The organism is Lysinibacillus sp. NPDC056220, from assembly GCF_049315265.1.
GTDB classification, from domain to species: Bacteria; Bacillota; Bacilli; order Bacillales_A; family Planococcaceae; genus Lysinibacillus; species Lysinibacillus pinottii.
Genome location: NZ_JBMOXD010000012.1, coordinates 1 through 17,147, shown reverse-complemented (window position 1 = coordinate 17,147; position 17,147 = coordinate 1). Strand labels below are relative to the sequence as shown.

22 protein-coding genes are annotated in these 17,147 nt (G+C 37.6%); 7 read left to right on the top strand and 15 right to left on the bottom strand.

The features are described 5' to 3' along the window. Positions 1-4: 4 nt before the first annotated feature. The 3 genes from cobA to ACOZBY_RS20885 form a co-directional block, all read right to left on the bottom strand. Positions 5-778, bottom strand: coding sequence for a uroporphyrinogen-III C-methyltransferase (gene cobA, locus ACOZBY_RS20895; RefSeq protein WP_012292363.1), 774 nt, complete (start codon positions 776-778; stop codon positions 5-7). 394 nt (positions 779-1,172) lie between these two features. Further along, positions 1,173-1,376 (bottom strand): hypothetical protein, encoded by a 204-nt coding sequence (locus ACOZBY_RS20890; RefSeq protein WP_012292362.1) that lies wholly within the window; start codon positions 1,374-1,376, stop codon positions 1,173-1,175. Positions 1,377-1,510: 134 nt separating this feature from the next. Continuing rightward, complete coding sequence (locus ACOZBY_RS20885) at positions 1,511-3,019, bottom strand: leucyl aminopeptidase (RefSeq protein WP_422762653.1); 1,509 nt, start codon at positions 3,017-3,019, stop codon at positions 1,511-1,513. A gap of 123 nt (positions 3,020-3,142) precedes the next feature. Between ACOZBY_RS20885 and ACOZBY_RS20880 the strand changes: the two genes are divergently transcribed. Continuing rightward, entirely contained in the window at positions 3,143-3,625 is a 483-nt protein-coding gene (locus ACOZBY_RS20880; protein ID WP_036160560.1) for a divergent PAP2 family protein, read from the top strand. A gap of 96 nt (positions 3,626-3,721) precedes the next feature. Here ACOZBY_RS20880 and ACOZBY_RS20875 read toward each other — a convergent pair whose 3' ends face one another. The 5 genes from ACOZBY_RS20875 to ACOZBY_RS20855 form a co-directional block, all read right to left on the bottom strand. Then, entirely contained in the window at positions 3,722-4,051 is a 330-nt protein-coding gene (locus ACOZBY_RS20875; RefSeq protein ID WP_012292359.1) for a YuiB family protein, read from the bottom strand. Between the two features lie 202 nt (positions 4,052-4,253). Beyond that, the gene (locus ACOZBY_RS20870) at positions 4,254-6,047 is read right to left on the bottom strand and encodes a carbon starvation CstA family protein (protein WP_031418550.1); all 1,794 of its coding nucleotides are present in this window, start codon (positions 6,045-6,047) and stop codon (positions 4,254-4,256) included. 118 nt (positions 6,048-6,165) lie between these two features. Then, on the bottom strand, positions 6,166-6,909 hold the full coding sequence (locus ACOZBY_RS20865; protein ID WP_012292357.1) for a LytR/AlgR family response regulator transcription factor: 744 nt from the start codon (positions 6,907-6,909) through the stop codon (positions 6,166-6,168). 6 nt (positions 6,910-6,915) lie between these two features. After that, positions 6,916-8,667, bottom strand: a complete 1,752-nt coding sequence (locus ACOZBY_RS20860; RefSeq protein ID WP_036160556.1) for a sensor histidine kinase — start codon at positions 8,665-8,667, stop codon at positions 6,916-6,918. A gap of 24 nt (positions 8,668-8,691) precedes the next feature. Next, a complete protein-coding gene (locus tag ACOZBY_RS20855; RefSeq protein ID WP_031418553.1) occupies positions 8,692-9,189 on the bottom strand; it encodes an NUDIX hydrolase in 498 nt (165 codons plus the stop codon). 308 nt (positions 9,190-9,497) lie between these two features. Between ACOZBY_RS20855 and ACOZBY_RS20850 the strand changes: the two genes are divergently transcribed. Together ACOZBY_RS20850 and ACOZBY_RS20845 are read left to right on the top strand one after the other, a co-directional pair. Next, positions 9,498-9,914: a hypothetical protein gene (locus ACOZBY_RS20850; RefSeq protein ID WP_416277928.1), complete on the top strand. Its 417-nt coding sequence runs from the start codon at positions 9,498-9,500 to the stop codon at positions 9,912-9,914. Between the two features lie 161 nt (positions 9,915-10,075). Continuing rightward, on the top strand, positions 10,076-10,597 hold the full coding sequence (locus ACOZBY_RS20845) for a GNAT family N-acetyltransferase (RefSeq protein WP_099806392.1): 522 nt from the start codon (positions 10,076-10,078) through the stop codon (positions 10,595-10,597). A 240-nt stretch (positions 10,598-10,837) separates the two neighbouring features. Here the strand turns inward: ACOZBY_RS20845 and ACOZBY_RS20840 are convergent, their stop codons facing one another. Continuing rightward, entirely contained in the window at positions 10,838-11,212 is a 375-nt protein-coding gene (locus tag ACOZBY_RS20840) for a HesB/IscA family protein (RefSeq protein ID WP_025116662.1), read from the bottom strand. A 186-nt stretch (positions 11,213-11,398) separates the two neighbouring features. On the opposite strand from ACOZBY_RS20840, the gene ACOZBY_RS20835 reads away from it, so the two are divergent. Further along, positions 11,399-12,091 carry a DUF2225 domain-containing protein gene (locus ACOZBY_RS20835; RefSeq protein ID WP_012292350.1) on the top strand — a complete coding sequence of 231 codons (693 nt, stop codon included), beginning with the start codon at positions 11,399-11,401 and terminating at the stop codon, positions 12,089-12,091. A 47-nt stretch (positions 12,092-12,138) separates the two neighbouring features. Here ACOZBY_RS20835 and ACOZBY_RS20830 read toward each other — a convergent pair whose 3' ends face one another. After that, positions 12,139-12,375: a NifU family protein gene (locus ACOZBY_RS20830; protein WP_004228295.1), complete on the bottom strand. Its 237-nt coding sequence runs from the start codon at positions 12,373-12,375 to the stop codon at positions 12,139-12,141. An 84-nt stretch (positions 12,376-12,459) separates the two neighbouring features. On the opposite strand from ACOZBY_RS20830, the gene ACOZBY_RS20825 reads away from it, so the two are divergent. Next, complete coding sequence (locus ACOZBY_RS20825) at positions 12,460-12,795, top strand: YuzD family protein (protein ID WP_200990622.1); 336 nt, start codon at positions 12,460-12,462, stop codon at positions 12,793-12,795. Between the two features lie 46 nt (positions 12,796-12,841). Here ACOZBY_RS20825 and ACOZBY_RS20820 read toward each other — a convergent pair whose 3' ends face one another. Then, positions 12,842-13,906 carry an NAD(P)/FAD-dependent oxidoreductase gene (locus ACOZBY_RS20820; protein ID WP_036166460.1) on the bottom strand — a complete coding sequence of 355 codons (1,065 nt, stop codon included), beginning with the start codon at positions 13,904-13,906 and terminating at the stop codon, positions 12,842-12,844. Between the two features lie 269 nt (positions 13,907-14,175). On the opposite strand from ACOZBY_RS20820, the gene ACOZBY_RS20815 reads away from it, so the two are divergent. Beyond that, positions 14,176-14,412 (top strand): YuzB family protein, encoded by a 237-nt coding sequence (locus tag ACOZBY_RS20815; RefSeq protein WP_008178065.1) that lies wholly within the window; start codon positions 14,176-14,178, stop codon positions 14,410-14,412. Positions 14,413-14,493: 81 nt separating this feature from the next. Here ACOZBY_RS20815 and ACOZBY_RS20810 read toward each other — a convergent pair whose 3' ends face one another. After that, positions 14,494-15,246 (bottom strand): TIGR01457 family HAD-type hydrolase, encoded by a 753-nt coding sequence (locus tag ACOZBY_RS20810; RefSeq protein ID WP_031418561.1) that lies wholly within the window; start codon positions 15,244-15,246, stop codon positions 14,494-14,496. Then, the gene (locus ACOZBY_RS20805; protein WP_031418562.1) at positions 15,243-15,695 is read right to left on the bottom strand and encodes a DUF86 domain-containing protein; all 453 of its coding nucleotides are present in this window, start codon (positions 15,693-15,695) and stop codon (positions 15,243-15,245) included. The genes ACOZBY_RS20810 and ACOZBY_RS20805 overlap by 4 nt, the downstream gene beginning before the upstream one ends. Before the next feature lie 88 nt (positions 15,696-15,783). Between ACOZBY_RS20805 and ACOZBY_RS20800 the strand changes: the two genes are divergently transcribed. Next, positions 15,784-16,050, top strand: a complete 267-nt coding sequence (locus ACOZBY_RS20800) for a DUF3055 domain-containing protein (protein WP_008178058.1) — start codon at positions 15,784-15,786, stop codon at positions 16,048-16,050. A 128-nt stretch (positions 16,051-16,178) separates the two neighbouring features. Here the strand turns inward: ACOZBY_RS20800 and ACOZBY_RS20795 are convergent, their stop codons facing one another. Together ACOZBY_RS20795 and ACOZBY_RS20790 are read right to left on the bottom strand one after the other, a co-directional pair. Beyond that, positions 16,179-16,361: a hypothetical protein gene (locus ACOZBY_RS20795; RefSeq protein WP_031418564.1), complete on the bottom strand. Its 183-nt coding sequence runs from the start codon at positions 16,359-16,361 to the stop codon at positions 16,179-16,181. A gap of 62 nt (positions 16,362-16,423) precedes the next feature. Further along, positions 16,424-16,951 (bottom strand): D-glycero-alpha-D-manno-heptose-1,7-bisphosphate 7-phosphatase, encoded by a 528-nt coding sequence (locus ACOZBY_RS20790; RefSeq protein ID WP_012292342.1) that lies wholly within the window; start codon positions 16,949-16,951, stop codon positions 16,424-16,426. Positions 16,952-17,147 lie beyond the last annotated feature (196 nt).

Genomic DNA, 17,147 nt, shown 5'->3' with positions numbered 1-17,147 from the left:
ATCCTTATCCCGTAACTTGAATTGGTTGTGGACCGTTATGCTCGAACCATTGAATAGTTTCTCTTAATCTCACAACCTCCCCAACTAAAATGATACTCGGGTTCTGAATATTTTCTGTTTGAACGATTTCTTCAATTGTCGCTAAAGTACCCGTAACCGTTTTTTGCTTAGCAGTAAAAGTTCCCCAATGAATAACAGCTACAGGCGTTTCTTCTCCACGCCCATATTGGAGAAGTTGCTGTCGGATGTACGGCAGATTACCTACCCCCATATAAATAGCAATCGTATCGATCCCTTTCGCAAGACTTTCCCAACGTATTGCATCATCTTTTCCTTCCTGCATATGTCCAGTAACCATGGCAAAACTTGAGCCTAGGTCCCGATGTGTCACAGGAATTCCTGCATAAGCAGGGGCTGCTATACCTGAAGTAATCCCTGGTACAATTTCAAATGGGATATGATGCTTGACTAGCACTTCAGCCTCCTCTGCCCCTCTTCCGAAGACAAATGGGTCACCTCCCTTTAATCTGGTAACGATTAATCCTTGCTGTGCATAACTGACAAGTGTTTGGTTAATATGTTCCTGAATCATGGCATGTTGTTGTGGCAGTTTTCCGCAAAATATCAATTGAGCATCTTGTTTAGCATAGTTTAATAGCTCTTTATTAATGAGTCTGTCGTATAAAATGACATCTGCACATTCAATACAACGTAATCCCTTGACCGTAATGAGATCAACATCTCCAGGACCAGCACCAACGATATATACTTTCCCCATTCCATTTCACTCCTTCTATTCGTTGTGCCCGCGTCATAGGGTCCAGTTTTTTAGTTAACGAGTAGTTATCACCACACCCCTTGACATCTGCAAGAGGCGATGTCCCCATTGGGTGGACATTTGAACAAAGCTTTTGATTCTTCCTATAGAGGAAAAATTTTCTATAAACAAGATAAAGAAAAAAGGCCAATATTATCCCTAGGCACAAAAATGCCTATGGACAATAAAAGCCTCTAGTTTGCTAGTCAGCTACTTATTTAATTCTTAGTAATATAATAAGAATAATAAATAATTTAGTATATTCTGTCAACACAAAATTTGATACTTCCTCCACATAACAAAAAAACCAGTTGCCGATTTTTGAATAGGCAACTGGTTTTTTCATTTTATGTTCTTACCAAGGTCTACGATACCGTGGTCCTGGTCGGTAAAATGGACCAGGTGGATACGGCCGATAGTTTGGATAATATGGATTGTAAGGATATTGATTAAATTGAGAGCCAAGGAAACTTCCTAAAAAGCCACCAAAAAACGGTGCACCGAATGGCCAAATAAAACCTCCAAATCCTCCTCCTGGGTAACCTCCGAAATTACGCATATGCTACCTCCCTTTTTACTCTATCGTATGAAGGAAGATACATCTATCATATGTATAATGCCTATTGTATCGGGATAAGTACTTAAAATGCAAAGAAACAGCGGGAAGACAACCCCGCTGTTTCAAATGCTCTCTTATTTTTCTTCTCCTAAACGTTGCACAAAATTAGCGAGTGTACGTACCATTACACCTGTCCCACCTTTAGGACCTAGATCGTGTGCAGCTACTGCATCCGATGTTCCAGCAATATCAAGGTGAATCCAAGGTGTTTCACCAACAAACTCGCCGACAAAGCCCCCACCAAAAATCATATGACCATCACGGCCAGGTGAATTGTTTAAATCTGCCACATCAGATTTACGAATTCTCTTTTTATCACTCTCTGTTAAAGGCATGCGCCAAACAAATTCATCCGTTTCCCCTGCTGCTTCCATAAATGCTGCAAAAAATTCATCATCATTAGAAAGAGCACCTGTTTTATCCATACCTAGCGCAGTAATAACGCCTCCTGTTAAAGTAGCTACATCAATAAGTGATGCAGCCCCCTGCTGCTTTGCATATGTAGTTGCATCTGCCAGAACTAAACGTCCTTCTGCATCTGTATTTAATACTTCAACTGTTTTTCCACTATACGTTGTAATTACGTCATCTGGTTTAAATGCTGTGTCAGATACCATATTATCAGTAGATCCGATAACGGCTACTACATTTTTATTTGGACGTAATTCACCGATAATTTTCATAGCACCGAGCACTGCTGCTGCACCGCCCATATCGCCTTTCATCCCAACCATTGAGTCCTTTGGTTTTAAGGAATAGCCACCTGTATCATATGTTACACCTTTACCAACGAGACCAATTGGATTTTCAAAATCATCAGTCGCTTTATATTTTAATGTGATTAATCGAGGTTCCTCATAAGAGCCTTGGTTGACACTTAAAATACCGCCCATTCCAAGTTCTTCTAATTGCGCTTTACCTAAAATCTCTACTTCAAAGTTATATTCGCTTGCCAGAGATTCCGCATAGTTTGCTAAATCAGTTGCTGTTAGTAAATTCGGTGGTAAATTAATGAGACTACGTGCCTCATTTACTGCATCCGCATAAATGACGCCGACCTCGAAGCCTGCTACAACTTCATCTAAATCCCCTGCTGTTGTCACAAGATGAACAGCTTCAATACGTTTATCCACTTCGTTTGAAGTTGTTTTGTAATGAGGAATAGAATAATAGCCTAGACCAATTCCCTCACCTGCTAAGAAAGCTACATCTGTCACTGAGATTGTTTCCGTTGTAAATGACTCAAGCCAGATCGAATACTCTTTCACTTTTAAAGCCCTTAACTCTTTCCCAACTAAACCAAAGGCTGCTCGAACACCCCCTTCTGTTAAGTTTTTACGCTCATCCAGCCCTACAAATAAAATACGTTTTAGATTGGCATGCTCCTTCACAAATGGTAACTTCGTTAACTTCTTAAGATCAGTTGACACATCTCCCGCGCTAACCCACATATCAAGAGATTCACCATAAAAAGATGAAAAGCTTGTCCAATTCTGCATTTGTTCACGGTGTTTTGTGACACCCACCACTAATAATTCAGTCGAAATCGTTTCAAATGTCTTTGCTTCTTTTAAAATATTCATGTAAATTCCTCCATTCCATCTCCTATTATAACGAAGTTTCTGAAAAGCGCGTAATATTTGCCTATATCTTCTTTTAGAAAATAATGAATGTTATAATAAAAGCAATTATTTGCGAAGGTTGTGATGAATATGAGTTTACTCCAAAACACCCCATTACTGATTGCCCTCTTTTCAGTTATCTTTGCTCAGTTTGTCAAGATTCCCATTCATTTTCTAATGACCAGACAGGTGAAATGGAGCCTCTTTACTTCTACAGGTGGAATGCCTAGCTCTCACTCCGCTTCTGTTACTGGACTGGCAACCTCTATTGCCTATGAGACAGGTTTAGCATCCCCAATTTTTGCGGTAGCCGCTATGTTTTCCATCATTGTTATGTACGATGCCAGCGGTGTACGTTACCAAGCTGGGCAACATGCTGCGATTTTAAATCAATTGCGTAAGGATTTCCAAACACTACTTCATGATTTAAAAAAATGGCCTCAGATGGATGGGCAAGAGAAAATGGAGGAATTAAAAACGTTATTAGGACACAAACGAAGCGAAGTATTTTTTGGGGCTCTCACAGGTATTTTTATCGCCATCATAACCTACGAATTTTTCATATGATAGCTAAGCACATCCTTTTAATAATGAAGGATGTGTTTTTATCGAATAAAAAAAGTACTCTTCTTTCATTCAATAGAAAGAAGAATACTGAGCAAATTAGAACATGCGATATCCACTTTTTCGTAAATAAATCATCACAATACCTGCAACGATTGAGCCTGCCAAGCCGCCTGATAAAATAGCAATATCTACAAACTGAAGAGCTTGTAATTTATCGATTAACGCTGGAAATGCAGAACCTGGCTTGAAAATATAATCTAAGAAGCTTACTTCATCCACGATAAAGATCACAACAATTGGATATACAATCGCCATTAACCACGTCATACGTAACAGCATGTTTAATAAGAATCCGATACCAAAGAACATGACGAAAAATAACAAAATAGAAATGATTAACTGTACTAATGAAACTGGACCATCCATGTATGTATAACCTCCGTTTTCCTCTCATTAGTTTACATGATTACGACAACGCTTTCAATGAACATATCCTTGTTTTCGCTTGTTCGACATATTTAGGAAATCATTTTCATCGATTGTGATTAATCAGGGATATTTTATCCTAGCAAATACCACAAAAACTATTGAAGACAATTTCTTATCTACAATAGTTTCTTCTCTTACATTATGAAGTTGATTGAGTTAATACAAACTTTTGAGATTTCCACAGCTGTGCCCATTTCTTAAAGGCTGAAATAACGATGAGTAGCCCAAGCATCAGCATAATAACGGATAAGATGCCGTTTAACATATTGAAGCCGGCTGCTGCTGGATTCCAATAAACATTTTTAATCATCCAATAGCCTGCAACATTCACAGTGATATATAAATAAGTTAATGGGATAAAACAAGTTAGTGCATAGATTCGTTTATCTGCCACCTTCAGTACCATCGTCACTCCACATACTAAACCAATTGCTGCCATGAGCTGATTAGAAACACCGAATAATACCCAAATGGAGCTAATATCCCCTGAATACAATAAGTAACCCCACATAAAGCAAGCCAGTGCACTAGCAAAAATTGTGCCCGGTATCCAATTAGTTCGCTTCAATGGCTTATAAACATTGCCCCCAAAGTCTTGAATTAAATAGCGTGCCACTCGTGTTCCTGCATCTATCGCTGTTAGAATAAACACAGCCTCAAACATAATGACAAATTGATAGAAATAGGAGGATAACTCCGCAAACCAAGGAATACCTGTAAAAATATCCGTCATTCCGACAGCTAATGTCACGGCTCCTCCTGTTCGTCCCTCTAAGTCCATTCCAATACTTTGAGATAATGCTTGTAAATGAACAGGCTCCATTCCTAATGTAGCAAAAACTGCTGGCGCTGAGTTAATAGCAAAATAGTCTGCCGGATGAAGAGCCGTAGCTGCAATCAATGCCATCACACCTACTAACGACTCAACTAACATTGCTCCAAAGCCAACAATTCGAATATCTTCCCAACGGTCAATCATTTTAGGTGTCGTTCCTGAGCCTACAAAGGCATGGAAGCCAGAAATAGCTCCACAGGCAATCGTAATGGATACAAATGGCCACACAGGACCAGCAATTACCGGACCTCCACCATGAATAAACTCTGTAAATGGTGGGAACTGAATAGCTGGGTTAACGAAAAATACGCCAATAATTAAAGCGATGAACACCCCTATTTTCATAAAACTACTTAAATAATCACGTGGAGCCAATAATAGCCACACAGGCAATGCCGCCGCAAAAAATGCATAGATAGGTAAAATAATTGCTAATGTATCACGATCAAATGTTAAAAAATCACCAAATGCAGTTCCTTGAATAAGCGGTCCAATAAATACACCTATCATTAATAAAATAAACCCAACTGCTGACGTGGCAAGTAAATTGCCTGTTTTACGATAAGCAATACCTACAAGCATAGCAATTGGAATGGTGATCCCTACGGCAAACGTCCCCCATGGATTTCGTTCTAAAGCTCCTAAAACCACCATAGATAGACCTGCCATTGTAATTGTAATAATAAACAGCATCGCAAGGCCTGTACAGAAGCCAGCTATCGGGCCGAGCTCTTCCTTCATCACTTCTGATAAAGACTTCCCACCATGGCGCATAGAAGCAAATAATACCACTGCATCATGTACAGCTCCCCCAATGACCGCCCCTATCAATAACCATAGAAGGCCAGGTAAGTAACCAAATTGAGCAGCTAAAATCGGCCCTACCAATGGGCCCGCAGCAGCGATTGCTGCAAAGTGATGACCAAAGGTTACCCATTTATTCGTCGGAACATAGTCTTTACCATCTTCCAAAGCGTGGGCGGGCGTGGGCGTATCATCTTTTATTTTGAGTACCTTTTTTGTAAAAAATATGCCATACAAACGATAGCTAATCACCAAAACACAAATAGAACCTATCACAATTGTAATCGCATTCATATCAACACCCCTTATACTTTTTCCACATCATAGCAAAGGAATGTCCACTATATTCACAAAATTAACTGAAATGTCAGAATTAAAAGTTGAAACGTAGTATTCTTCTGTTGAAATGCAATTATCTCGATAGGTCAAAAATTTTTCGTACATCCTTCATATAGAGCCTACTGACTGGAATGGAATGTCTGTTGTACAATATTAAATTATATTTAGAGCTACTCCAAGGCTCTAGTTCCACAATATGCTCTAAATTCACGATAAACGCACGATGGACACGCACAAATCCTTTTAATGTCAACTTCTTTTCTAATGCTGCCAATGACTCCGAAGCAAAAAACCTCCCTTGCTCTGTCACAACCACCGTTTTACTGTCCTCCGATGTACAATATAAAATATCCTGTATTTTCATTAATAAAATTCGATCGTTGACATAAACCGTTAATTTATCAAGCTTGTCCAGCTGTGAAACTTTTATTTCTTCTATTGTTTTCACCTGTGCGGCTCTTCTTTTAGCTACTAACTTTTCTACTGCAGCTTGTACTCTCTGTGCTTCGAAAGGTTTCAAAATATAATCAAAAGCATTGACCTCGAATGCCTGTAATGCGTATTCATCAAAGGCAGTAGCAAAAATAATTTCTGGTTTTTGTTCATGCAACAGTAATTGCTTAGCCAAATCGAGCCCATTATTCATGCCTAACTCAATATCCAAAAATAAACAATCTACTTGTTCATACTGTGTCGTATGGTAGAATTCATCTAGACTTTCAGATTCACCACAAATATTTACTAACGCTGTTTGCTCTAATAAATAGCGCAATTCAGCACGTGCCAACGGTTCATCATCCACAATATATACATTCACTCTATTCTACTCCCATCTAGTCGCCTTTAACGGCAGCTGAATCATTATTTTTGTTCCTACATCCAATGTACTCGTTATATGAAAATCAGCCTCTGTGCCATAAATTTCATGAATACGCTGATAAATATTCCATAAAGCCGTTCCAGTCCCTTGCTCCGATTGCATAATCCGTTTACCAAGCTGCTTTACCTGCTCTTTTCTCATGCCACAGCCGTTATCTTCTGTTAACAGGACTAGCTTATCGTTTACTCGTTGTACTTGGACAAAAATCTTTCCTTCCTTACGATTTTTAAATGCATGATAAATAGCATTTTCAACAAGAGGCTGTAATGTAAATGGCGGAATCTGTACATCGAAAAGTGATTCATCCATAAAAAACTCAACTTCGTAACGATTAGGAAACCTTGTTTGCTCAATAGATAAATATGCCTCAACATGATCAATTTCATTTTTCAATGGAATGAGCATTTGCCGTGCGCCTTGCAAATTGCTTCTAAAAAAAGTACTAAGTTTGATTAATAATGCTCTTGCCTCATCTGCATCTGTACGGATCAAGCTTGATATGGTATTAAGGCTATTAAAGAAGAAATGCGGATGCACTTGTGCCTGTAACGCTTTAATTTCAGCGTCCTTTAATAATTTCCGCTGTTGTTCAATTTCAGCATATTCAAGCTGTGAAGAGAATAGTCTACTTAAGCCCTCCGCAAGCTCCTTCTGCACCCCTGTTAATGAATCTGCTTTCGTGAAATACAGCTTGAGGCTTCCAACAGTACGATGCTGTACCATTAAAGGTAAAACAATGGCAGCGCTTAAAGGACAATCCTCATGTGGACATTGAATTTCCGTTGCCGAGGTAGCCATTAAAATTTTGCCTTCCTCTAATACTCGCTTCGTCAAAGCCGTCATAATTTCCCGATGAATTAAATGATGGTCCTCTCCAACACCAACATGTGCTAATACACCGTTTTTATCGGTAATAGCGACCGCCTCTACTTTAATTTCTCTTTTAATAATTTCAGCCACCGTTTGACAGGATTCCTCATTCAATCCTTTTCTGAAATGCTCAATCGTTTGTTGGGCAATTGAAAAAGCTTGATGTGTTTGCAATGCCTTTGTTCGTTCTTCTTCATCAATAAATGTTTTTATAATCATAAAAAATAAAAAGATTCCAAAAGCATTCATCAAAATCATTGGCATGGCAATTAACGTGACTAGCTGCAAAGCTTGCTCAAATGGTTTCGCAACAGCTAAAATCACAATCATTTGAATCGTTTCCGCACAAATTCCAATGATGACAGCTTTCTTGTAGGAAAAAGTTTGACGTATTTTGAAACGTTTGCTTAAACCACCAGTCATAAAGCCCGCTAAAATCGTCGAAATGCCACAGGCTATTGCTGTAAAGCCCCCAAGTGTCATGCGGTGAATACCTGCAATAATCCCCACGCATACACCAACAAGAGGCCCACCAAAAATACCTGCAATGGCTACACCGATCAATCTCGTATTGGCAATAGCCTCCTCAGCGTTAATCGTACTATGTATCATCTGATTTAAAGGATGTATCGTACCGCTTTCAATTTTAATCCCTGTATAACTACTAATAATACATAAGCTACTAAAGGTAATGATGAGCCATATTTTCTCCTTCGTCCCTTGCTCCTGAAATAGCTTCTCTCGAAACAGTCTCCATCTCGACATTAAAAAGGCAAACACAATGATCAGCCCAACTCGCTCTAACATAAATAAAAATAGCTCCATCATAGGTCCCCTCTCGAAGTCATATTATTTTTTAAAGAACAGTCGATAAGAGGTATAACCAAAAATATCCCCAGGATTAATCCCCTCTATCGCTTCTAATTGATGCTTTTGAAATTGATTAGTTGCCATTTCTTTTAACATAACGGAGGTTGCTTCATCTTGTGCGAGCTCCTGAGGATACAACCATTTGGCTTCTAGTATTTCTTTCTCCTGAATGCATACTTGCTGCTGTTCATCCAGCATACGACAATAAAAAATTGCCATATTATCGCTGATATCGTCACGGATGACGCCTGTACGAAATCCAATTAACCCTGATACGCTGCAATCTATCCCTGTTTCTTCTTTTATTTCACGAATGACTGCCTCATCCACTGTTTCTCCTGCGTTAACAAATCCTGCTGGTAATGACCAACGTCCTTTCAATCCACTATAAGCCTTTTTCACCACTAACCATTGTCCAAGCTCATTAACTGTAACACCTGATACACCCAACCATATTTTCCCTCGATCTTTTCTCATAACCTTCACCTCTATATATCTATTATACCTGCTTGCTTTCAATGGAAAAAAGCTTTTATTCAGAATTTTAAGACCAATCCTTATAAAGTGAAAAAATACATTTACAATCCTCATTTGTCAATATGTTACACTTAATGAAACTCATCATTTTAGGTACGAAAGGAGATTGTATGTTACATGCACTATCAGTACGAGCAAAGTACTTTATAGTAGCCCTTATATTCGCGATACTCACGCCTTTTTTAGCCTTTTTTATGCCTCTAACCATATCGCAGACATTCTATGCTCATAGAGAGGATGTCGTCCTGATGACACCACCTAGCAACTTTATTATGCTTTTAATCGCCTTAGGATTGATTTTCTTAGTTTTACTAGTACTCGGTTTAAAAAGGAATACAAAAATCTACATCCTCGCATGTGTAATCATCTTAGGTAGTATCGTCTTAGGTTATTATTCTTTATTAAGCTATAGCGCTATAAAAAAGGAGGAAATCGTTTTTCAACAGTATCACCACCAAACTATTTATAAATGGCAAGATATAAAGGAGGTTACCTATGAATACGAAATAGGTACAGTGGGAACCTATTTTTTTCTAACAACAAACAATGAACAATTTATGATTGTGGAGAACGGACAATTTGGTCTCGACGAAAAGAGGGCCATTTATAAGCTAGCTGTTTTAAATGGGGTAAAGTTTACGGAACGCGAAAAAAAATTGGATTAACTCAATGCGAAAAGGCTTTATTGATCTTCAGGAAAAGACCACTTTTCTTATATTTCAATATCCAGCAGGAGCTGAGAGAGAGGATATAGATTTTCATAAAATAAAAGCCCTTCACGTCCTCACGTCCTACCTCATGGATGAATACAGAAAGGGAGAGTAAAATGATTATAAAAATGACTTCTTCTAATATGAAGGATTATAATAAATCAAACCACGGTTTTATAGTCTCAGGAAAAATTATACCGACATACAAAAATAAAGTTTGGACATTTACAGAGGAAATAGGCACTGAGCCTTTTTTTAAAAAATATGAAGATGATGAAATTGACCTTAGCTACATAAACGATATGGAGAAAGCCGTATTTTTTTACTATATTGAATCCAATTGTGTAGGGCAGATTAAGTTGTGCTCTAACTGGAATGGATATGCACTTATTGAAGACATTGCTGTTGCAAAAGATTACAGAAAAGATGGCATTGGTACAGCTTTAATAAATAAAGCCATTGAGTGGGCAAAAGAAAGGAATTACTGTGGTCTCATGCTTGAAACACAGGATATCAATGTTTCAGCCTGTCATTTTTATGCCAAAAATCAATTTGTAATAGGTGCAGTGGATACCATGCTTTATTCAAACTTTCCAACAGCAAATGAAATAGCAATTTTTTGGTATTATAGATTTTAAATAATCCGAATGCGTTGTTTAATTATGTAAACAGGGCTTTTGTTTTAGGTTTTGATGTTTTCAAGCCATAGTAAAAGCCTCTTCAATTTGTTGTTATCAAAACAAACAAATCAAAAAGGCTTGGTATTCACAGCCCTAAATACGCTATTTTAGGGTTGTGTTTACATATAATCTGGATTGTGTACACATCAATTCTAACCGTTATTTACAATCCTTCTTCTACATTTATATGACGTTTAATTACTCACAAATCTCAGGTGTACCTTCACGCTTTGCTGTTTTGAAAGATGTACCGCAGCCACACGATGCAATGGCATTTGGATTATCAATTGTGAAGCCACCGCCCATTAGCGATTGTTTATAGTCAATTTTTGTTCCCATCAAAATCGGCGCATCTTCACGGGAAACAAGAATTGTTAAACCATGTTGTACATCTACAAAGTCATCCTCTTTTTTCTCTTGATCAAAATGCATGCCATAGGATAGTCCACTACAGCCGCCACCGTTTACTACTACACGTAAAAAAGAACCTTGCTCTTCGTTATGCTCCATCATTTCATTAATATGAAAGCCGGCAGCCTGTGTAATTTCAATAACTTGCTTTGTACTTGTCATCCCCATCACCTTCCTTCTTACGTATTATCATATCAATTTTGACCAATGTATGACAAACATTCAGCTTCAAGGTAAATTTTAGTGATAGTTCTTATATTTTTCACATGTTTAGGATTTTTTGTTCATGCTTCTAACAGCTCCATTGGTATAATAGTTACAATGACTTCTATGTAGGGGGTAATATATATGGATATTTCACCGTATTATGAAAAACAAATTCAATGTTTGAATTGTAAAAAGGATTTTCCGACGTTAAAAGTACGTTCTAAATTTATTAAAGTAGAACATACAGAAACCGATTTCCACCCTATTTACACAGATGATGTGAATGCGCTTTATTACAATGTCTTCGTTTGCGAGCATTGTGGCTTTTCGTTTACAGAGGACTTTACAAAATATTTTGCACCAGGTATTCAAGATGAAATACACACACAAATTACAAAAAAGTGGGTGCATCATGATTTTAAGGGAGAGCGTACTGTTTTTCAGGCCATACAAGCTTATAAATTAGCTTTCCTCTGTGGCACAATAAAAAAAGAAAAACATGTCGCTATTGCTGGTTTAGCTTTACGTCTTGCTTGGCTTTACCGTTCGCTCAAAAATAGTGGGCAAGAGGAACGCTTTATGAAACTAGCACGTGATCATTATATGGAATCGTACTCCACAGAAGATTACAGTTCTACACAAATGTCTGCTGTACGCATCATGTATATGATTGCGGAATTATCAAGAAGAATCGGAGACATTGAAAATGCGACACGTTTCTTTTCGAGAGTGATTGAAAAACAAAGTAGCGGTGGCGAGGCTAAAATTGTAGATATGGCAAAAGAGCAATGGGCTATCATCCGTGAAGAAAAAGAGCATGCGCGCCACATATAATTTAAAAAAAGTTCTAGTCTGAGATTCAGCTAGAACTTTTTAATGTCTTAGAATACTTGCTCTACTTCCACAATACCTGGTACTTCCTCCAATAATGCACGTTCAATACCAGCTTTCAATGTAATAGTAGAACTTGGGCAACTGCCACAAGCACCTAATAAACGTAATTTTACAACGCCATCCTCAACATCTACTAATTCACAGTCTCCACCGTCACGTAGTAAGAATGGACGTAATTTATCTAATACCTCTTGAACTTGGTCGTTAATTGTTGCTTCTGCCATTTTATCTCGACTCCTTTCCTTATAATGATTATAATGTTAGCAACAGAAAAAATCCAATATTGAATCACAAGGAGAGAAAATACGATGCAACCAACTAAACCTATGATTGAAATTTATGGAACAGCTGTAATTTGCGCTAGCTGTGTCAATGCTCCATCTTCCAAAGATACATATGAGTGGCTACAAGCAGCTATCGATCGAAAATATCCAGATCAACAATACGATATTCGCTATATCGATATTGAAGGACCAATTGAGAATGAACGTGATCAAGACTATGCGACTCGTATCCAGGAGGATGAGTTTTTCTATCCGCTTGTCCTCATAAATAATGAAGTTGTAGGCGAAGGTTATGTACAGCTGAAACCGGTATTTACTGTACTTGAAGGTTTAGGTTTTGTCCCAGATGAAACAGTATAACCAAAGCTAAGGGATTGTTTCAAATGGAAACAATCCCTTTTACTAACTAATCATTTTGACGTTTATAATACCATAATAGTCCGGATTTCATTAAACGAGCAATACGGCCTGTAACTGTTGTATCTGCCAAATAGACAAAGCCTTGTTTTTTACCAAGCGCACCCATGAAACCTTTTAATTTAATTTCTGGCATTTTTTCAGGTAATTGTTCGCCCTTCCAACGCATACGAAGTACTTTTACAATTAGCTCTGCTTGTTCCTCTGCTAACTGTGCCGTTGGAGGTAAATCTGAGGAAGCACAATCCCCAACAATATATACATGTTCATCGTCAAGTACATTAAAATACTGTGTTACTAGTGGACGACCATGTTTATCCTTCTCAACATCCATATCACGTACGATTTTGACAGGCTGTACGCCAGCAGTCCATACCACCTTGTCGAGTAAAATTTCTTCCTCATGATTGAAAATTTTACCTTGTTCCACTTTAGTAATATTGGAATTGGCAATAACATCAACGTTATGCTTAACAAACCAATCTTTTACATATTTACTTAATTTTTCTGGGAAATCCTTTAAAATACGTGGCCCTCGGTCAAATAGCTTAATTTTTAAATCAGATCGACTTTCACGGAGCTCACTTGCAAGTTCAATACCACTTAAGCCAGCCCCTACAATCCCAACTGTAGAACCAGCAGGTAAACCACATAGCGCTTGAAGTGTGGCACGTGATTGCCCCATCGTTTGAATGCTATAAGTGTACTCCTCTGCACCCGGTACACCATGATATTTATCTTCGCAACCAAGACCAACGACTAAATCATCATATTCAATACGTTGTCCATCTTCTAAAACGACTACTTTTTCCGCACGATTAATTTCAGTTATTTCTCCATATACAGGTGTTAAACGTTCATGCTCAGGGAAGCTTACACGAATTTCTTTATCGGTAGCAGTTCCTGCTGCTAGCGCATAAAACTCCGTTTTTAAACTATGGAAAGGGGCTCTATCTACTATGACTACCTCTCTGTCTAATGGCAGATTATTTAATAGACGAAGCATGACACGCATATTGCCATAGCCGCCACCTAAAAGTACTAATTTACCCATAATATTCTCCTTTTATATCTCTTTTAATAATTGTTCACAAAGTATCCACAAACGAGTATAACCGATTGTGAGAAGTTTCACAATATCAGAATGAAATTTTGTGAAAGATTTCACAAAATAAATGAAAAGATGTTCATTTCGATAGACTTTTAAGCAATTAATAACGGTTTTCCCTTTATTTTTTATATAAAAACACTTTAATACTTTCAACTTAAATAATTGACGAAATTCGTAAAACCGAGTAGCATTACTTTGGTGAGGTGACATGGATGAATCCAATGGTTGAATTTTGTATTAGTAATTTAGCAAATGGCTCTCAAGCAACTTATGAAGTACTCGAACGCGATCCGAATATTGACGTTTTGGAATATGGCTGCCTCAGTTATTGTACAAAGTGCTCAGAATCTTTTTATGCTATTGTCAATGGTGAATTAGTAGAAGCTGATTCTCCAGAAGCGTTAACGAAAGCCATTTATCAGTTTATTGAAGAAAACCCTTTATGGTAGGTTCCTAAAACGCACCTATATAAATAAATTTGAACAAAAAAAATGGATGTTATGCTAATAAATCTGCATAACATCCTTTATTTATTGTAACGCATCCACTACATATGTAGGTTGAAGTTCTTTCTCTTGTACAACCTTTGTGGGCGTAACGCCTGTATTCACATGGATTGTATCACAGCCAAAATTAATACCGCACATAATGTCCGTATCATAATTATCACCAATCATAACCATGTCTTCTTTAGAAAAATTGTGTTCTGTCGCAATCACTTCTAGGATAGCAGGTGATGGCTTTCCTATATAAATAGGATCAACGCCCGCAACCTCTCCTACTAAACGAGCAAAAGAACCATTCCCTGGTAAGAAGCCATATTCTGTTGGGAACTTAATATCCTGATTAGTGGCAATAAAAATTGCTCCTTTTTGGACAAAAATTGCCGCTCTAGCAAGTGCCATATAATCAAGCGTTCGATCAATCCCCATGACAAATACATCTGCCTCGTCTTCAACAGGCACAATATTTTCACTAAGTAATGCCTGACGAATACCATCTGAACCCATCATAGCTACTTTTTTTCCTGCATAATGGAGTGCTACATACTTCGCTGTGACGGACGCACTTGAATAAATATGCTCTAATGGTGCACGAATCCCTATAGACAGTAAAGCATCTTGCAGTTGTTCTCGCGTTTTAGAAGAGTTATTCGTGACATAAAAAGGCTCAATTCCTGCTTGCTGTAAGCGATGAATAAATGCAATCGCAGAAGGAATTCCTTCCTTTCCACGGTAAACAGTGCCGTCTAAATCAAAGCAATAGGCCTTATACGCTCTCATTGATGATCCTCTGGTAAAAATGCAGAAACTGGGCCTAGCTCATTTGTTAAATAATGATGGACTGCAGGTGAAAATTGCTTTAATGCCGATAAATTGGCTGTAAGTACGTGTATAACTTCATCAATATCTACTTCTATAAACTCACGTACAAGCATTTTACGCAAGCCAACAACTGCTTTATATGGTGCCTCCATTTCAGCAACTACGACTTTTTCATCGATTAATATATCAATAATATCCTCGTAGCTTCCTGGATCGCGCATTATGAAACCGTCAATCATTAAATTTCCTACGTCCATCATTGACTCCATAATGTTGTGTCCAATTCGCTCGATAGCTAATTTCTTTATATCATTTTGAGACCAGTTATTCTCTGTCTCCAAAATGGCTAATAGCCCATCTAAGTACTGTAAATTTTTTGTGATTTTATTACGATCTACAAAATACACAAGGAAAGCCCCCATTCAAATCTTTAAAAGTTGATAGTCTTTTCTCTTCTATAGTACCATAACTATAGGACTGGAAGGAGATTAAAAGATGGAACGTTTTTTTTTATATGATGATGTAGAAGATACAAAAACACGCTTTGTTAGCTTTGCAGGAAAAAAACTACGCTATGATTTAGCGATATTACAATCTGGCCGCTTCTTTGGGAAAGTACTTGTCATGGATATTCAATTTGGTCGCTTTGCTATTATTGGCCCTGATGATGTAGAAGAGCCTGGCTATTTAGAACATGTTTACAATCGGACAGAAGACGAAACCGAAGAACTTCGAGAATATTTACGTGAACTATTGAATTAACACCCTTTTTACAGGGTGTTTTTTGTATGACATCATTACATTGCACTAGATATTTTTCTGAGGATTTTTAAATCAAGATAAAAAAATTCCGCTCACCAGTCGGCTTTTGCGAAATCTTTTAAGGTCGATTATTTATTGAGCGTGGATGGATTATCCTTATTATGTGGCTTGTCTTTATTTTCATTGTCATTTTGCTTTTTCGCTTCATTATTTTGACCAATAACGCCTAAATCATCTACACTAATATCAAAACCATATCCGTATTCTTCACGATCTAGGTGCTTTTTATTGCGCTTATCCTTCGTCAACATCATCACCTCCACTCATAAATTATCCCTTTTTCAAAGTTTTATACTTCTTGTACCTTCATTGCTTAAGCTGTTGCATCTTTTATGATCCATCGCGCAGCTCTCATCAAATCAGGAAAAATTGCATCTGCTAATGGGTCATCCTCGCCTAAAAATACGCCCTTTGTACCCGCTTGTTTTCCCGCTATAATATCTGTATCCGTATCGCCAACCATATAGGATTTCGATAAATCAATGTTATATTTCTTTCCTAAATCAATAATGAGCTTACTATTAGGTTTTCTACAGGCACAGCCCGACTTAGGCTTATGGGGACAATAAACAACTTCATGAATAATGGCGCCTTTTTTCTTTAGCTCCTTCACCATATGTTCATGTATTTTTTGCAAACCACTCTCGCTCATAAAACCTAAACCCACGCCACCCTGATTTGTCACAACAAAAATATAGTCAAAATGTTTATTTAATTTTCGAATGGCTTCTGGAACTTGGGGTAAAAAGTATAAATCCCTAGGTTTATTAACAAATTTCACACGTTTTGTTAATACTTCATTGATCACACCATCACGGTCTAAAAAGACGGCTCTTTTCATTTGTATCTCACCTTTAATCAGCTGTTTTGAGCTTTATTATTCCCCAATTATACAAAAGCTAATAAAAACAAAGAAAAAACTTGATGTATCATCACATCAAGTCAGACTGTAGACAAACTCAAAAAATTTGAGAGTTTGCCTACAGTCTTTTTTCTTTTACAATGAAATAAAGTAAAGCCGTTGATTTCCACTACGG

Bases quoted from the DNA above. Each gene is read 5' to 3' on its own strand.
- cobA (WP_012292363.1), bottom strand. From the start codon at position 778: ATGGGGAAAGTATATATCGTTGGTGCTGGTCCTGGAGATGTTGATCTC.
- ACOZBY_RS20890 (WP_012292362.1), bottom strand. From the start codon at position 1,376: ATGCGTAATTTCGGAGGTTACCCAGGAGGAGGATTTGGAGGTTTTATT.
- ACOZBY_RS20885 (WP_422762653.1), bottom strand. From the start codon at position 3,019: ATGAATATTTTAAAAGAAGCAAAGACATTTGAAACGATTTCGACTGAA.
- ACOZBY_RS20880 (WP_036160560.1), top strand. From the start codon at position 3,143: ATGAATATGAGTTTACTCCAAAACACCCCATTACTGATTGCCCTCTTT.
- ACOZBY_RS20875 (WP_012292359.1), bottom strand. From the start codon at position 4,051: ATGGATGGTCCAGTTTCATTAGTACAGTTAATCATTTCTATTTTGTTA.
- ACOZBY_RS20870 (WP_031418550.1), bottom strand. From the start codon at position 6,047: ATGAATGCGATTACAATTGTGATAGGTTCTATTTGTGTTTTGGTGATT.
- ACOZBY_RS20860 (WP_036160556.1), bottom strand. From the start codon at position 8,667: ATGGAGCTATTTTTATTTATGTTAGAGCGAGTTGGGCTGATCATTGTG.
- ACOZBY_RS20855 (WP_031418553.1), bottom strand. From the start codon at position 9,189: ATGAGAAAAGATCGAGGGAAAATATGGTTGGGTGTATCAGGTGTTACA.
- ACOZBY_RS20850 (WP_416277928.1), top strand. From the start codon at position 9,498: ATGACACCACCTAGCAACTTTATTATGCTTTTAATCGCCTTAGGATTG.
- ACOZBY_RS20845 (WP_099806392.1), top strand. From the start codon at position 10,076: ATGATTATAAAAATGACTTCTTCTAATATGAAGGATTATAATAAATCA.
- ACOZBY_RS20840 (WP_025116662.1), bottom strand. From the start codon at position 11,212: ATGACAAGTACAAAGCAAGTTATTGAAATTACACAGGCTGCCGGCTTT.
- ACOZBY_RS20835 (WP_012292350.1), top strand. From the start codon at position 11,399: ATGGATATTTCACCGTATTATGAAAAACAAATTCAATGTTTGAATTGT.
- ACOZBY_RS20830 (WP_004228295.1), bottom strand. From the start codon at position 12,375: ATGGCAGAAGCAACAATTAACGACCAAGTTCAAGAGGTATTAGATAAA.
- ACOZBY_RS20825 (WP_200990622.1), top strand. From the start codon at position 12,460: ATGCAACCAACTAAACCTATGATTGAAATTTATGGAACAGCTGTAATT.
- ACOZBY_RS20820 (WP_036166460.1), bottom strand. From the start codon at position 13,906: ATGGGTAAATTAGTACTTTTAGGTGGCGGCTATGGCAATATGCGTGTC.
- ACOZBY_RS20815 (WP_008178065.1), top strand. From the start codon at position 14,176: ATGAATCCAATGGTTGAATTTTGTATTAGTAATTTAGCAAATGGCTCT.
- ACOZBY_RS20810 (WP_031418561.1), bottom strand. From the start codon at position 15,246: ATGAGAGCGTATAAGGCCTATTGCTTTGATTTAGACGGCACTGTTTAC.
- ACOZBY_RS20800 (WP_008178058.1), top strand. From the start codon at position 15,784: ATGGAACGTTTTTTTTTATATGATGATGTAGAAGATACAAAAACACGC.
- ACOZBY_RS20795 (WP_031418564.1), bottom strand. From the start codon at position 16,361: ATGTTGACGAAGGATAAGCGCAATAAAAAGCACCTAGATCGTGAAGAA.
- ACOZBY_RS20790 (WP_012292342.1), bottom strand. From the start codon at position 16,951: ATGAAAAGAGCCGTCTTTTTAGACCGTGATGGTGTGATCAATGAAGTA.